This window comes from Microseira sp. BLCC-F43 (genome assembly GCF_041929235.1).
Taxonomy (GTDB): Bacteria; Cyanobacteriota; Cyanobacteriia; order Cyanobacteriales; family Aerosakkonemataceae; genus Microseira.
In genome coordinates, this window is sequence record NZ_JBHFNP010000170.1 from 31,367 (window position 1) to 47,343 (window position 15,977).

General features: G+C 50.1%; 10 protein-coding genes. 7 read left to right on the forward strand and 3 right to left on the reverse strand.

Annotated elements, in window-relative coordinates; all coding sequences use genetic code 11:
- Positions 1-5: 5 nt before the first annotated feature.
- The 4 genes from ACE1CM_RS24025 to ACE1CM_RS24040 all read left to right on the forward strand — a co-directional run bounded on the left by ACE1CM_RS24025 (position 6) and on the right by ACE1CM_RS24040 (position 9,998).
- On the forward strand, positions 6-2,069 hold the full coding sequence (locus ACE1CM_RS24025; protein WP_374881068.1) for a right-handed parallel beta-helix repeat-containing protein: 2,064 nt from the start codon (positions 6-8) through the stop codon (positions 2,067-2,069).
- Between the two features lie 7 nt (positions 2,070-2,076).
- Positions 2,077-8,514, forward strand: coding sequence for an Ig-like domain-containing protein (locus tag ACE1CM_RS24030; protein WP_374881070.1), 6,438 nt, complete (start codon positions 2,077-2,079; stop codon positions 8,512-8,514).
- Positions 8,515-8,932: 418 nt separating this feature from the next.
- Positions 8,933-9,367, forward strand: coding sequence for an acyl-CoA thioesterase (locus ACE1CM_RS24035; RefSeq protein ID WP_374881072.1), 435 nt, complete (start codon positions 8,933-8,935; stop codon positions 9,365-9,367).
- Positions 9,368-9,449: 82 nt separating this feature from the next.
- Entirely contained in the window at positions 9,450-9,998 is a 549-nt protein-coding gene (locus ACE1CM_RS24040) for a Dps family protein (RefSeq protein WP_374881073.1), read from the forward strand.
- Positions 9,999-10,043: 45 nt separating this feature from the next.
- Here the strand turns inward: ACE1CM_RS24040 and ACE1CM_RS24045 are convergent, their stop codons facing one another.
- Both ACE1CM_RS24045 and ACE1CM_RS24050 read right to left on the reverse strand, forming a co-directional pair.
- Positions 10,044-11,258, reverse strand: a complete 1,215-nt coding sequence (locus ACE1CM_RS24045) for an RNA-guided endonuclease InsQ/TnpB family protein (RefSeq protein ID WP_374881075.1) — start codon at positions 11,256-11,258, stop codon at positions 10,044-10,046.
- A gap of 455 nt (positions 11,259-11,713) precedes the next feature.
- A complete protein-coding gene (locus ACE1CM_RS24050; protein WP_374881077.1) occupies positions 11,714-12,202 on the reverse strand; it encodes a regulatory protein RecX in 489 nt (162 codons plus the stop codon).
- Between the two features lie 235 nt (positions 12,203-12,437).
- Here ACE1CM_RS24050 and ACE1CM_RS24055 point away from each other — a divergent pair, with 235 nt between their 5' ends.
- Positions 12,438-13,607: a pyridoxal phosphate-dependent aminotransferase gene (locus tag ACE1CM_RS24055; RefSeq protein WP_374881079.1), complete on the forward strand. Its 1,170-nt coding sequence runs from the start codon at positions 12,438-12,440 to the stop codon at positions 13,605-13,607.
- Between the two features lie 148 nt (positions 13,608-13,755).
- Here ACE1CM_RS24055 and ACE1CM_RS24060 read toward each other — a convergent pair whose 3' ends face one another.
- Entirely contained in the window at positions 13,756-14,070 is a 315-nt protein-coding gene (locus ACE1CM_RS24060; protein WP_374881080.1) for a hypothetical protein, read from the reverse strand.
- Between the two features lie 392 nt (positions 14,071-14,462).
- Here ACE1CM_RS24060 and ACE1CM_RS24065 point away from each other — a divergent pair, with 392 nt between their 5' ends.
- Complete coding sequence (locus ACE1CM_RS24065; protein ID WP_374881082.1) at positions 14,463-14,930, forward strand: VOC family protein; 468 nt, start codon at positions 14,463-14,465, stop codon at positions 14,928-14,930.
- A 77-nt stretch (positions 14,931-15,007) separates the two neighbouring features.
- Positions 15,008-15,967 (forward strand): NAD(P)-dependent alcohol dehydrogenase, encoded by a 960-nt coding sequence (locus tag ACE1CM_RS24070; protein ID WP_374881084.1) that lies wholly within the window; start codon positions 15,008-15,010, stop codon positions 15,965-15,967.
- The last annotated feature ends 10 nt before the right edge of the window (positions 15,968-15,977 follow it).

The window sequence follows — 15,977 nt, forward strand, 5'->3', positions numbered from 1 at the left end:
TACCAATGACCAAGAAGACGCAAAGACGCCCAGAAGGGGAGACGCTCTCTTGCACCCTTCGCCAGATCGAAGCACCCGGTCACCAGCCCCCGAATTTATTCGTGGAGAAGAAAAAAATTCCTTGTTGGAATCCCCTGGTTCCTACCATGGGGTTTCCTGACGTCACCGTGTCAGAGCGTCCCCGCGTCCTCCTCAACTATTTTTTAGGGTTTGCGGTTTCCTGTTTGCTTTTATCCGATGGGGTGTTGGCTTCTACTATACCGCTGCGGGTAGTAGTTAATAGTAACCAAGATGGCCCGGTGCAGGCGGATGAGGGACTGACTTTGCGCGAGGCGATTGAGGTTGTCAATGGTACTTTACCGCTAGAGCGGCTTTCTGGGGTAGAGCGATCGCAAGTCTCACCCCTACAATCGAGCGAATCTTCCAGAATCGAATTTAATCTACCCCCTACCGCCACCACCATCCGCCTGACCGAACTGTTACCGCCGTTAAGCGTCCCCGTGGTAGTTGATGGCACTACTCAACCCGGTTATAACGCTGAGCAGGGGAGCAGGGGAGCAGGGGAGATGGGGAAGAAATTACTTCTATCTTCCTCATCTCCTTCATCTCCATCATCTCCCCATCTCCCCATCTCCTCCTCTGCACCTCTGCACCTCTGCTCCTCTGCCCAACTGCCCCTCGGCTCGCCCGTCGTCCTGCCGCCTATTTCCCGTCCGGTGATTGCGATCTTGCCCGCACCCGGTCGCGAGGTGCTGCGGGGCTTTTCCGTTGCTGCGGATAACGTAACAATACGGGGATTGAGTGTATACGGATTTACTTCGCGTCATAGGGCGACGGCAACGACGCCCCCCGCAGATATCTTTATTTCCCACCGCTTACCGCCGCCGGATACTAGCAGACAGCAACCTCCGGCGAGTAGCTTTCCATACCGCCGACGCGATGTTCCACCTAAAAATGTGTTGATAGAGAACAATTGGTTGGGCATTCCGCCAGTGGGGGAGTATTCACAAGATGGTAGAAGGCTGCGGGTGTTCGCGCGACAAAGACCGCAAAATATTGCGGAAGAAGTTCCAGAACCGCCCGAAACGCCGATTACGGATTCGTTTTTCCGTCCTTTGGTCGGGTTTTTTGCTAGGTACTTGAGTGCCAAACCGGCGAAATTGCCTAGAACTTCCGCGTTTGGCGTCTACGTTTTTAATAGCCTGGGGACGACAATCCGGGGCAATATTATTGCCAATCACGATGGTAGCGCCATCATTACCGCCGTGGCGGCGAATAACTTGCTGATTCAAGGAAATATTTTGGAGTGTAATGGGTTTGCGGGAATGCCCGATGCGATTCGGCTGGAAGGTGTAATTTCTAACACAGAAATAGTGGGGAACATCATTCGGGATAATGCGGGAAGCGCGATTTATTTGTTTAAACCAAATGGGTCGGCTCTGATTCGCTCTAATGCGCTCGCCAGCAACGGCAGACGCTACCGAAGAGCCGCAATATACCTGATGGGAGAAGACCACGAGGTAATCGACAATCGGATTAGCGACCAACCGGGACCAGGGGTGGTGGTAGCGGCATTTCCGAATAGCGATCGCAATGTGATTCGCGGCAACCAGTTTTCAGGACTGCGCGGGTTGAGCATAGACTTGGTCACGCAATTGAATACCGATGTCCATGCTTACCAAATCGGGGATGGTCCCAATCCCCGGATGGAAAGCCATCAACAGCGACGGAAAACCGGGAATTTTGGCATTGAGGCACCGCAATTTGTCAGTCGGGAATTTTTCAACGCACCGTCGGATGGGAGCGTAACTTTAGCAGGGAAGGCGACTCCGGGTGCGGTAGTGGAAATTTACCGGGTGGGTGAAAACAGCAATACGCGAGGGCCATTGAGCGTGGCGATCGCTACTACAGAAGCGAATGCAGAAGGATTATTTTCGCTCAAAATTGCTGCTTTGCAACCGGGAGAAAGAGTGAGCGCGATCGCCACCCATCCCCAATATGGTACTTCCGAACCTGCGATTAACGCCGTTATCCGGTCGATTCCATCCTCTGTCCTAACACCAAGGTAGAGCCGCCGTGAGTGCATTGTTTAAAAAGGTTGTGAGAGAGTTGAACGCCCCTGGGTCTTGTCGCCCTAGTTTCTATAACCATTTCCTTGCCCCAATCAAGCAAAGCTTTTGGGCGCTGCCGATTCTGGGAACGCTGTTAACGGCTGAGCCAGCCTTGTCCCAGTTGACGCCGAGAAATCCCGAAAATACCAGATACGCGACGGGAGATATTCGCACCATCGGCAACACCTTGATGACTTGCTCAGACCCGCCCAGGACAGTTAGCAATAACACAGGGCCTGCTTGCGGCACAGCTCAAAATAGCAACTCAACCACCAACGCCAACAACTTGTTCTACAACATGCAGTATGTGGATGTTGACAGTGATGCTAGTACCTTCAACTCCAGCACCGCCCAACTCAACATACCTGCTGGCGCTACAGTTATTTGGGCAGGTCTATACTGGCACGGTATTTCGACCAACGCTCAACAACGCAATCAAGTCAAATTTAAACCACCTGGGCAGGCTAACTACACCTCCCTGACAGCTGCCGATGTTCAAGTTCAGGGAGCAAGACAGTTTTACCAAGGATTTGTTGACGTAACCACCCTTGTCCGAAATACTGGGAGTGGTACGTATGGGGTCGCCGATGTCCTGTCTACAGTAGAACCAAACAGCGAAGCAGGCTGGAGCTTGGTCGTGGTGTATAACGACCCGAACGAGCCTTACCGCAATCTGACGGTTTTCGATGGCCTGACAACGGTATTCACTTCGGTAAATGGCACTGAGGCTAGGGAAAGCGTAACTCTGTCTGGTTTTAGAACGCCTGGTAGCGGCCCATTCACAACCAAGCTAGGCATGGTTGTTTATGACGGGGATGCAACTATTACTGGGGATAGAGTTCTTCTCAACAATACGCCAATTTCAAATCCCACCAGCCCCGAAAACGACTTTTTCAACGGCACTATTAGCGCTTTCACCGACAGCAGAAATCCAAATTTTAATAACCAACTGGGTATTGACATCGATTTGCTCACAGGTGCTAATATTTCTGAGCTGATCGGCAACGACAGAAGCAGCGCCACATTTACTTTTAGCACTAACAATACGGGTGAGGCTTACTACCCCGGTGTCTTTACTTTAGCTATTGATAGTCCCCTACTGGATATTACAAAAACACCGCTCGCCAATACCGCACCCCGCGGTAGCGACGTAACTTTTAGGATTACGGTCAGAAACAGAGGAATCGGCACTGCGACGGCGACGGGCGTAGTGTTGAACGATCCGTTGCCACAAGGGGTAACCCTCGTCTCCGTTAGCGACCCTGCCTGTCAAAATACCTTTCCTTGTACCTTGGGTACGCTGACACCTAACCAAGACCGGCAATTAGAGGTGACTTTCCGAGTGCCAGCTAACTTCCAGGGAAACACATTAACAAACTCAGCTAACGTTCGTTCAACCGAAGATCCAACTGTCAGGGAAGCCACGGCATCGGTTAACTTAACTGACCCAACAACCGGGACAATTGGCGACACAGTATACAACGACGCCAACGGCAACGGAGTACAAGATGCAGGGGAACAAGGCATCCCGGGCATCATCGTGCGGTTAACCAGACCGGATGGCACTACGGTAGACTCGCCCCCCACCGGGGCAGATGGACGCTACCAATTCCCCAACTTGCCATTTGGAGATTATCGGGTCAGCGTCACCAACCCACCTAATGGCTTAAATCCCACCCAAACCCAACCCAACCCGATTGCGGTCAACGCCCAAAACTCCAATATTCCAACGGCGGATTTTGGTTTTACACAGCAGGGAACTGGTACCATCAGCGGGCGTCTGTTCAACGCTGGCAATAACGCTGCCTTACCTGGGACTACCGTTGAACTGGTAGACCCCAACGGCAACGTTATCGCCACGGTGCAAACTGGCGCAGACGGTAGCTATACCTTCCCCAATGTCCCGTTTGGCAACAACTACACAGTGCGCGTCCCTGGTAGCGTCCCCAATCCCCAAGGCGGCGCGCCTTTGAACGCAAACAATACCGTCATCGGTTCGATTAATCTGGATGGGAATAACCCCAATCGTCCCAACGTAGACTTCCCCTATCAAGCACCACCGCCACCCCCGACGGCACCAGACTTGACCATCACCAAAACCGCCATCGGGCCGTTTGTGGTTGGGCAACAAGGTACGTACCAAATCACCGTCACCAACGCTGCCAATGCTGCTGCTACAACTGGCCCGATTCAAATTGTCGATAATTTACCCAATGGCACGGTGTTCTTCGGTTCTAGCGGTGACGGCTGGAGTTGTACGGCAACGGGACAGCAACAGATTACCTGTACTAACCCCAACCAGTTAGCCCCTGGTGCTAGCACTACCTTAACCATAACGGTTACTTCTAGTCAGGCTGGAAGCGGTACTAACGTGGCGGATGTTTCCACGCCTGGGGAAACGAATACCGGCAACAACCGGGCGGAAGCTCCCACTACGATTAACAATCCGCCCAACCGACCGCCCGTTGCCAACGACGATAGCACCAGCACCAACCCAGGCGTACCCGTCAATATCCCCGTTCTCGGCAACGACAGCGACCCCGACAATAACCTCAACCCGGGCAGCGTCACAATTATTACCAATCCCGGTCGCGGTACTGTCACGCCCAATCCCGATGGCACTATTACCTACACTCCCGGCCCCGGATTTACTTCCGGTACTGATACTTTTGTATACCAAGTATGCGACACTTCTGGGCTGTGCGATACGGCGACCGTTACCGTAACGGTTCCAGCCACTGCCCAGTTGCCCCCCGTGGCTCAAGATCGATCCACGCCGCCTTCGCTCAACACTAGCCCCATCCAAGTGCCGCCATTACTCGGTACTGACCCGGATGGGACGGTAGTAAGGTATACGATTACCACCTTGCCGACTCCGGAACAAGGCACGCTGCTACTGAATGGGCAACCAGTACAACCAGGACAAAATTTGACACCAGAGCAAGTGAGTCAGCTGGTGTTCCAACCCAACCCCAACTTTACCGGCAGCGTGACATTTAATTACACGGTGACCGATAACCAAGGGCTGACTTCTCCCCCAGCCACGGTGACGATTCCAGTTGTTGCCCCGGGCAACCAACCTCCTGTCGCTGAAAACAGGTCTACACCGCCTTTACCCAACACGAGTACGATACCCGTGCCGCAACTAATAGGCCGCGACCCGGATGGGACGGTAGTAAGGTATACGATTACCACCTTGCCGACTCCGCAACAAGGCACGCTGCTACTGAATGGGCAACCAGTACAACCAGGGCAAAATTTGACACCAGAGCAAGTGAGTCAGCTGGTGTTCCAACCCAACCCCAACTTTACCGGCAGCGTGACATTTAATTACACGGTGACCGATAACCAAGGGTTGACCTCGCCTCCAGCAACGGTGACAATTCCGGTGATAGCTTCGCCTCCCGTGCAGATTGGGGATACGGTCTTCAATGATGTCAACGGCAATGGGGTACAAGACCAAGGCGAACCGGGCCTGCCCAAGGTGACGGTCACCCTCACCTCTCCTGGCGCAGATGGCATCTTAGGTACTCCCGACGACCCCACCCAAACCACAACAACCGACAATAACGGCAACTACAGCTTCCCAGACCTACCGCCGGGTAATTACCGGGTAACGATAACGCCTCCGTCTGGGTTCAGCCCCACTACCCCTACCTCCCAAACTATTAGCGTCACCGATAACAACCCCAACTTTGACTTTGGTCTGCGCCAGAATCAACCGCCGGTTGCTAACAACACCACTACGCCTTCGATTCCCAGCAGCAGCGGGAGTCCGGTGCAACTGCCGCTGTTGACAGCTAACGACCCGGATGGCAGTGTGGTTTCGTTCACCATCCCCACCTTGCCGCCGCCAGAACAAGGAACTTTGTTCTTGGGTAACCCGGCATCGGGCGGCGTACCCGTGACCCCAGGTCAACCTATCCCAGCAGACCAAATCGGCAATCTGTTCTTCCAGCCGAATCCCAACTTTACCGGCAATGTGACGATTCCCTTCACTGCCACGGATAACCAGGGTGCCGTATCTCCCCCGGCAACGTTGACTATCCCCGTCACTGCCCCAAACCAGCCGCCGGTAGCGAATAACGACGTGATTGGAACTAACCCCGGTCAATCGGTGACGATCAATCCTTTAATTAACGATCGCTCTCCCGACGGCACTCCTCTCAATCCCGGTAGCCTTCGCATCGTGTCTAACCCAACCAATGGTACGGTGCAGGTCAACCCAGACGGCACGATTACCTACACGCCTAACCCCGGTTTCACCTCTGGTACGGATACCTTTGTCTACGAAATCTGCGATATCCGGGGCGTGTGCGATACGGCAACGATTACCGTCAGCGTTCCCGCCCCCGTCCAGCAACCGCCAGTGGCTACCGATGACCGCGCTAGCACCAACCCGAATACTCCGGTAGTTATCAACGTCCTGGATAACGATACCGACCCGAACAATAACCTCAATCCGACGAACGTGACAATTGTTACGCCGCCGACGAATGGGACGGTGAGCGTTAACCCAGTCACGGGGCAGATTACTTACACTCCTAACCCTGGGTTTAATTCGGGTACGGATACGTTTGAATACCAAGTATGCGATACGACCGGACAGTGCGATCGGGCAACGGTTACGGTAACGGTTCCGGTGACCGCCACCAATCCACCCGTCGCGAACAACGACAGCACCAGCACTAACCCGAATACCCCCGTGCTGATCGATATTCTCAACAACGATAGCGACCCGGATAATAACCTCAACCCCAGAACCGTCACGATTATTTCCAATCCCGCTAACGGTACGGTCAGGGTTAATCCAGACGGTACGGTCGTCTATACTCCCAACCCTGGTTTTACCAGCGGGACGGATATCTTTACTTACCAAGTCTGCGATTCGACGGGGCTGTGCGATACGGCGACGGTGACGGTGACGGTTCCTGGATCGGTTCCCAGACCGCCCGTTGCCACCAACGATACCACCAGTACCAATCCCGGTACGCCGGTATTGATTAACGTGGCGGCGAACGATCGCGACCCCGATGGCAATCTCGACCCGACGACGGTTCAAATTATTAACCCACCGCAAAACGGTACGGTGCGAATCGATCCGGCAACGGGTAATATTATTTACCAGCCTAATCCAGGCTTCACCACGGGAACCGATACGTTTACTTACCGCATCTGCGATACGACGGGATTGTGTAGCGAGGCGACGGTAACGGTAAACGTGCCGGTTGCTACAAACAACCCGCCCGTGGCCAACCCGGATGCGATCGCAACCAACCCCAACAGCCCCGTGACGATCAACGTCTTGGGCAACGATGGCGGCAACCTCAATCCCGCCACCCTCCGCATCGTCACCCAACCCGCGAATGGCAGGGTTGTAGTTAACCCGGACGGCACGGTCACCTTCATCCCCAACCCTGGATTTACCTCCGGTACGGATACTTTCACGTATCAAATTTGCGACACGGCAGGCAATTGCTCTGAGGGGCGGGTAACGGTGGCGGTTCCATTGCCCAGCGCCAATCAATCGGAAGTTCAGACGAGCGTAACTGGCCCAACAACTCCGGTAACAGCGGGAACCAACGTCACCTTCAATGGTGTTGTAACGAACAATGGCCCTGCGATCGCGACGGGGGTGACTTTAACCTTCCCGTTACCTGCGGGCACCACGTTTGTTTCAGCGACGCCTTCCCAGGGAACTTGCTTTGAGTCCAACGGCGTTGTCACCTGCAACCTGGGTAACTTGAATCCCGGTCAATCTGTGTCGATTCCGATTGTCCTCAGACCGACGCAACCGGAAACGATCAACCTGACGACGACGGTTACATCACAAAACGATGCAATTGTCAATAACAATACCGCGACGGCTACGGCAGTGGCGATCGCAGGTACACCCCGCGTGATTTTGGTCAAGCGGATTACCGCTGTCACGAGCAACGGCACGACGACCAACTTCACCAACTTTGTCGATGACCCCAGCACCCAAAACGATAATGCCTCTGGTTGGTCTTCGCTGCGTCCAGTGGGCGAAATTCAGCCATCTGCGCCCGTCCGCAGCGGCGATATTGTCGAGTACACCGTCTACTTCTTGTCCGAAGGCAACGTACCGGCGCAAAACGTCAACTTCTGCGACGCCATTCCCACCGACACGACATTTATCGCCGATGGTTTTGGACCTCGCACGGGGATTCAATTAAATCAAGCGGGAACCAATTCATCGCTGACCAACGCACAAGATGGCGATGTGGGAGCATTTTTCTCGCCGCTGTCGCCTTTGCCCAACGGCAATGCTTGTGCGGAACAAAGCAATCGCAATGGATCGGTAATTCTGAACCTCAGAGAGATTACCAATACTCCTAATGGTAATGTTGGGTTCATTCGGTTCCGAGTCACGATCGATTAAATTAGGGATCGGTAGTCAGCCTGGAAATAAATTACTTGCTCAAAGAGGGGGCGGGTTCACTTGAATTATCTGTTGGTGGCAGAAGTTATCTGTAAAACCCGCCCCTACAGCACCGAAAACATACGATATCGAATCAACTGGACATGATATAATACCAAACCGCTTCCATGACCCCCTTTTTAAATGAACCGCCATAGACGCGCAGCGACTTCCCGTAGGGTAGACGCCAAGAACGCCAAGAAGAAGAAGATTAGAGGGGTTGTCGAGCTGGATTTGATATAACCCGTTTTAACAGGTTTTAGTAGGGACACGGCATCCGAATATGTTTGTGTTGAAAACAAAAATTACTGACGCCGTGTCGCTACAGCCTAAAATTTAGTTCCAGGCATTGATGCCAGAGGTCTAATGGGGGAAAATTATGCAAAAATTCACCACGCAACTACGGGTACGGCATTACGAAATGGATGCGCTGGGGCATGTAAATAATGCCGTGTACCAGCATTATTTAGAACAAGCAGCGCTCGAACATTCGGAGCATTTAGGTTTTACCGTTGAACGCTATAAAGAACTAGGCGGCGTGTTCGTGATGCGGCGAGTAGAAATTGATTACCTGCGTTCGGCAGCAGCGGGTGATATGTTGGAAATTACCACTTGGCTGGAAGAAATGCGGGGAACTCGCGCCAGAAGGCGCTATGAAATTCGCAAACATAGAAAAGATGATTTATTGGTGACCGCAGAAGCGTTATGGGTATGGGTAGAAGCGGCAACAATGCGACCTCGTGCGATACCCGCTGTGCTGCTGGAGGGTTTTTTGCCATCGGCGACACCAATCAAACCTCTACCTAAAGCATAGGGTGCTATCTTCCAATCGGTTGATGCAACGGCTGGGGAAATTTGATGCACTAGAAAAGTGTAGAACAATTGAGAAAATAACTATGCGTCCGTTGAACATTGGTTTATCGCAAGAGCAGCGTCAAGGCGTAATTGACTTGTTAAACGCCGATTTGTCCGATGCGTATCTACTGCTGATCAAAACGAAAAAATACCACTGGGATGTAGTCGGACCGCAATTCCGCTCGCTGCACCAACTGTGGGAAGAACAGTATACTGCTTTAACAGAAAGTATTGATGCGATCGCCGAGCGAGTCCGTACTTTGGGCGGTTACCCCGTAGGTACGGCTGAAGGTTTCCTCAAATACGCTTCAATCAAAGAAGATCCCGGATCTCTGCCCACTGCTAATGGAATGGTGGAAAACTTGGTAGCAGACCACGAACAAATTATCCGCAATATGCGCCAGCACATCGACCAATGCGGCGAAGAATTCCACGATCAAGGTACGGCTGATTTCCTCACCGAATTGATGCAGCAACACGAAGAAATGGCTTGGATGTTGCGTTCGTTTATTGAAGGCGAACAACTTAAGCCAGACGGTCAAATAATGGTAGATGTGAGAGTTCCCGTCGAAGCGGGTAATAGCAAGTAGGTGCAGGCAAATAAAGTAAAAATAGCTATGTGAACTACCCGACGCTCATCGCGTAGCGATAGAGCGCGGGCTTCCCAATTCATCGGCAATCGCCTCTGCGGTCGTAGACTTGCGCCCATACCGCTTTGGTCTTACATTGCCTCCAAGGGCAGTAGCACTGGTTCCCAATGCCAGAATCCGCAAGCCTTCATTTCTGATGTTGATGGCTGCGTTCACATCTCTGTCATGGTGCTTTTGGCAATGCGGACAAAGGAAGGAACGCACCGAGAGATCCATTTTCGGAATCGGGAGCAGTGTTGAATTGCAAAGGTGCGAGGACGGGAAGAATCGCCCGATTTCCAGGTAGATTTTGCCTTCTTGTTCTGCCTTGTACTTGAGCATGGTTTGGAACATTCCCCAGCCTGCATCCGAAATGGACTGAGCCAGGTTGTGATTCTTCACCATGTTTTTCACTGCCAGATCTTCCACCACAATCACTTGGTTCTCGTTGACTATCTTGCGGGATAGCTTGTGGAGGAAATCCTCTCTCACTCGTGAAATCTTGCTATGCACTTTGGCAAGTGCAACTTTTGCTTTGGCGCGTTTGTTTGTGGTCTTATCCTTCTTGCGAGAAAGCTTTCTTTGCTTCCGTTTCAGGTTGCGTTCATCCTGCTTGAGATGCTTCGGATTGTTGAACTTAGATCCGTCAGATGTGACCGCAAAATCAATCAATCCCAAATCAATCCCGATGGCTTTACCCTCACTGAGCAATTCTGGTTTGTCAATTCCATCATCGAGTAGCAACGAAGCATAGTAACGCCCGTCAGTCATTCTCGACACGGTAACGGTTTTCAGCTTCCCAACACAGTCACGATGAATTTTGGCTTTCACCGTTCCCAGCTTGCCAGGGAATTTAATCTCAGACTCGCTGATGATTTTGACGTTTGCCGGATATTGAATTGATTGTCTGCCGTGGCGATTCTTGAGTGAGGGATAGCCTGTACGACCATCAAAGAAGTTGCCGAAAGCTATTCCCAAATTCAAAACCGATTGCTGCAAGCACTGGGAGTAGCATTCAGTTAGCCATTCATACTCTTTCTTCCAGACCGGAAGCAGTTTTTTCATCTCCATGGCTGAAACGCCGCGACCTGTCTCTTTGTATGTTTGAGACATGATTGTCAGCGACTGATTCCAAACCCATCGACAGCAACCGAACGCCTGAGCAAGATCAGCTTGCTGGGCATCAGTGGGATAGATTCGGACTTTGACAGCCTTTAACATGAAATCTTAGAGCAATTTGATAATTACTCTAATACAGTTTAGGTACTTGTGTTCGCTTCGTTTGTAAGAGATTGGCGTTGCTTCACCGTCCCCAAGCCCTCGTTCAGCTTCGCTTCACATCGGTTAAGGGGACAGTTGATCAACGCCGTGGCTTTCATCCCGACGCTCCCCTTCGGGAGAGCGCGGGGCTTCCCGCCGAGGAGCTAAACATGGGGCAGGCAAGATGCCCACCCCACAAAGGTTACAACTCTCTTGTGGGGCGGGCAAGATGCCCACCCACAAAGGTTACAACTCTCTTGTGGGGCGGGCAAGATGCCCACCCCACAAAGGTTACAACTCTGTTGTGGGGCGGGCAAGATGCCCACCCACAAAGGTTACAACTCTCTTGTGGGGTGGGCATCCTGCCCGCCCTGGGTCAGAAACCCGGTTTTTTGAAAAAACCGGGTTTGTTGGCGTTAAAATGCTTCTGCCTCCTCTTCTTCGTTCTTCCATTGGTCTAAAACTTCAAACGGATTAAACCCTCGATACTGAAGGTAATTCAATAATTTGGCTTTAGTTTTCGGGTCAATATATTGAAAGCTGCTCAGTTTGTATTTCCGCATGACTTTAGCTTTTAACTCGCTCAGAGATTCCGTTGAATCAGATTCTGTTTGTTCCATCCAGACTTGCTCGAAGACATCGGCAGCAATTCCTTTTTCCAGGCACTTGCGTTTCAAGGCTGCTTTTCCATATTGGCCTTTCGAGGAGTTGATTATACTATTTACAACGCGGATATCCGATTGATAACCTTTTTGTTGCACCGCATCGATCGCTTCAGCAATCTCGCTTTGCTCAAATCCCTTTTCTCGGCCTTTTTTCAGCAGTTCGTTTACACTGTAATCACGGCGAGCTAAAAGTCTCAGGAAATAATCACCACAACTCATAATTCGACTGGCAATAGCCACAATTTCAATCTATTACTATTTTATAGGTAGAATATGTAACCTGCGTTCGCCATCCCACCTTACCCATTATTTCTATAAATCTTCTTCTCTTCTTTCTTGGCGTCCTTGGCGTCTACCCTACGGGAAGTCGCTGCGCGTCTATGGCGGTTCAATAAATAGATATTCTTCAGACGGTAAAAGAGTTGTTGCGATCGCTTAAAATATATAAACTGATAATCCAAGCAAAATTAAAATTATGTTCTACAGCGAAACTGCAAGAATGCAGGCGGTGCAGTTACCTATTATCCCAGTCGTTGCCGAATTAATCCGCAGTTGTCCGGGAACAATTCCTTTGGGACAAGGGGTTGTTTCCTATGGGCCGCCAAAACAAGCTATAGAGCAAATTTCGCAATTTTTAGCTATTCCAGACAATCACAAATATCAACCCGTAGACGGTATTGTACCCTTGCTGGATGCGATCGCCACCAAACTCAAATCCGAAAACGGTATTGACATAAACGACAATCGATGCATAGTCGTCACAGCTGGTGGGAACATGGCATTTATGAATGCCGTTTTGGCGATTACTTCCCCCGGGGACGAAATTATTTTACTGACGCCCTATTATTTTAACCACGAGATGGCGATTGCAATGGCGGGATGCACTCCCGTCCTGGTCCCGACCGATGAAAATTATCAGATTTGTCTCGATAAGATAGAACAAGCAATTACCGACAAAACTCGCGCCGTTGTCACAATTTCACCGAATAATCCCACGGGGGTAGTATATCCGAAAGCAACATTGGAAGCGGTGAATAGACTGTGTTACGATCGCCACCTCTACCACATTAGCGACGAAGCTTACGAATACTTCACCTACAACGGCGTCCAGCACTTTTCTCCCGGCGCAATTCCCAACAGCAGCGACCATACAATTTTACTTTATTCCCTTTCCAAAGCCTATGGTTTCGCCTCCTGGCGCATCGGGTATATGGTCATCCCGCAACATTTATTCCTTTCAGTTAACAAAATCCAAGATACAATTCTAATTTGTCCCCCAGTCATCTCTCAATACGCCGCTTTAGGTGCATTACAAGCGGGAATTAGTTATTGTCGGGAACAGTTGCAAACTATTGCCAAAGTGCGCGAAAAATGCTTAGATCAACTTTATTCCATCCCAGATTTATGCACCGTACCGCCAGCGGATGGGGCGTTTTATTTTCTGCTCAAAGTTCATACAAAAATAGGGGCAATCGAATTAGTAGAACGCCTGATAAAGGAACATCGCGTCGCCTTAATTCCCGGCACAACTTTCGGTATCGATGATGGCTGTTACCTGCGCCTCGCCTACGGTGCTTTACAAGAAGATACAGCAATTGAAGGGATTGGCAGGTTAGTAGAAGGTCTGCAAAAGATTTTGGTCTGATGGCTAATGGCTAATGGCTAATGGCTAATGGCTAATGGTTAATGGTTAATCGGTAATAGGTAATGGTTAATGGCTAATCGGTAATAGGTAATGGTAAAACAATTAGCAATTAGCCATTAGCAATGAGCAATTAGCCATTAGCCATTACTTATTCTTCCTCAAACAAAGCGACTGTAACCGCATCAAAAGCAAATGCGATAAACAGCGGCATGGGAGATTTTAAGAAAAAGCCTAAAAGTGCAGCGACGACTGTTACTAATATGGCGGCGATCGTCCAGCGTCGTTCTTCCTGGCTAAATCCCTTGCGCGCCTTAATCACTCTGAGTACCTGTGCTGGAATTGGTTCGGGCATGACAGCAAAGGGAGGAAACGCCCAGTAAAAGTTAGGACGCTCTACAAATAAATCTGTCCACCCGTTTTGTTGGCACCATTCCTCAATCCATTCATCACAGTAGTGTTTCATATAGCGGTTGCTGAAAAAGTTACGAAAGTTATTTAAAATTGACATAATCGCAGTACTAAAATTGAGGGCAGTCGAGAGCGGTGTTCAAATCTGTATCAAAAAAAATAGCATAATCACATATATAAGTCATTGTTAATCGATATTTTTTTATAATTGAGATAAGTTTCTTAATAATCTATCTATAGATACGACAAGAAGTACAGAAGTTGCGGTTAATTCATAGGTAAAATTACTTAGCGACCTCAGAACTAAATCCACTTCGACTGGTAAATGACTTCGAGTGTAATTTTTTCTAATATTACCTATCAGGGTAGTTAATGAGTCATCTGTCGGTGGAGTGAAATACGGTGGGTTTGGCGTTATGGTAATAGCAAAAAGGATTGGTTGCCAGTATGTCGTTAGCGCCAGAGTCTACCAAAGCTGTTCTATCCCCAGGTTGTCTGCGGCGGGTGCATCACATTGCCTTCAACGTGCGGGATATGCAAGCGTCGCGTCATTTTTACGGGACGATCCTGGGTTTGCACGAATTGACTGGGGAGGAAGTTCCGACAACGTTGGTTAAGTTAGTTGCAGAGGGAAAAGTTGCCAACTTTGTGACGCCGGATGGTACTGTAATAGATTTATTCTGGGAACCGGATCTGGCGCCGCCAGATCCAGATCCGGAAAAAGCTTTTACTCGCGCCAATCATCTAGCTTTTGATATAGACCCGAAGTTATTTGACCAAGCGGTGGAAGTGTTGCGTCAGCACCACATCCCCATCGCACAGGATATCGTTACCCGACCCACGGGACGCGGCATTTACTGCTACGACCCGGATGGGTTTATCATCGAGATTCGCTGCGATCCGGATAATGCATGAGGCATGTATCGCTCAAAAGATAGATGGCGATAAAGGCAAATTAATCTAAACTCCAAAAAGGCCGGAGGTGTATAGCGATGATCGAGCAAATGAAAGCCGTTGTTATCAACCAATACGGCGCTGCTGAAGTCTTGCAATTGCAAGATATCCCCAAACCTCAAATAAAAAGCGACCAGATGTTGGTCAAAGTATACGCCACCAGCATCAATCCCATCGATTGGAAAACCCGCAAAGGAATGCTGAAAATCATATTAGGGAACAAATTCCCGATGGTTTTGGGTTACGACATTTCGGGAGAAGTGGTAGAAGTTGGATCTGGGGTTACCCAATTCCGCCAAGGTGACCAAATTTATGCCTGTCTCGATCCGGCGACTAGCGGATCCTATGCAGAATATGCCGCTGTTTCGGAAAAAGTCGCTTATTTCAAACCCCAAAATATTAGCCACGAAGAAGCAGCTGCCATACCTCTAGCGGCAGAAACTGCTTTACAAGCTTTGCGCGATTTGGGTGAAATTAAGGCAGGCAATCGCATATTAATCAACGGCGCTTCGGGTGGGGTGGGCACCTTTGCAGTACAAATTGCCAAAGCTTTAGGCGCAGAAGTCACAGCAGTTTGTAGCCAAAAGAATGCCGAATTAGTAAAAAGTTTGGGCGCTGACCGCACAATCGATTATACAAATCAAGACTTTACTAAAGAGTCGGTCAAGTACGATATTATTTTAGATGCGGTGGCGACTCGCTCGTTTTGGGAATGCCAAAATATATTGTCATCGAATGGAGTTTACGTCACCACCCTCCCCGATTTCGTTAACAGCGCCGCGATTTTCATCACCCAATTGATTCCCGGTAAAAAAGCAAAATTTATTCTGCTCAAATCGAATGGCAAGGATTTGGCTTACTTGAAAGAATTGAGCGAAGCGAATAAGTTGCGTCCTATAATTGCACGCACTTATCCTTTATCGGAGATAGACCAGGCTCATGCAGAAAGCGAAAAAGGTCGCGTGGTTGGTAAGCTAGTAATCGCCGTTTCGAGTTGAAAAATTAATC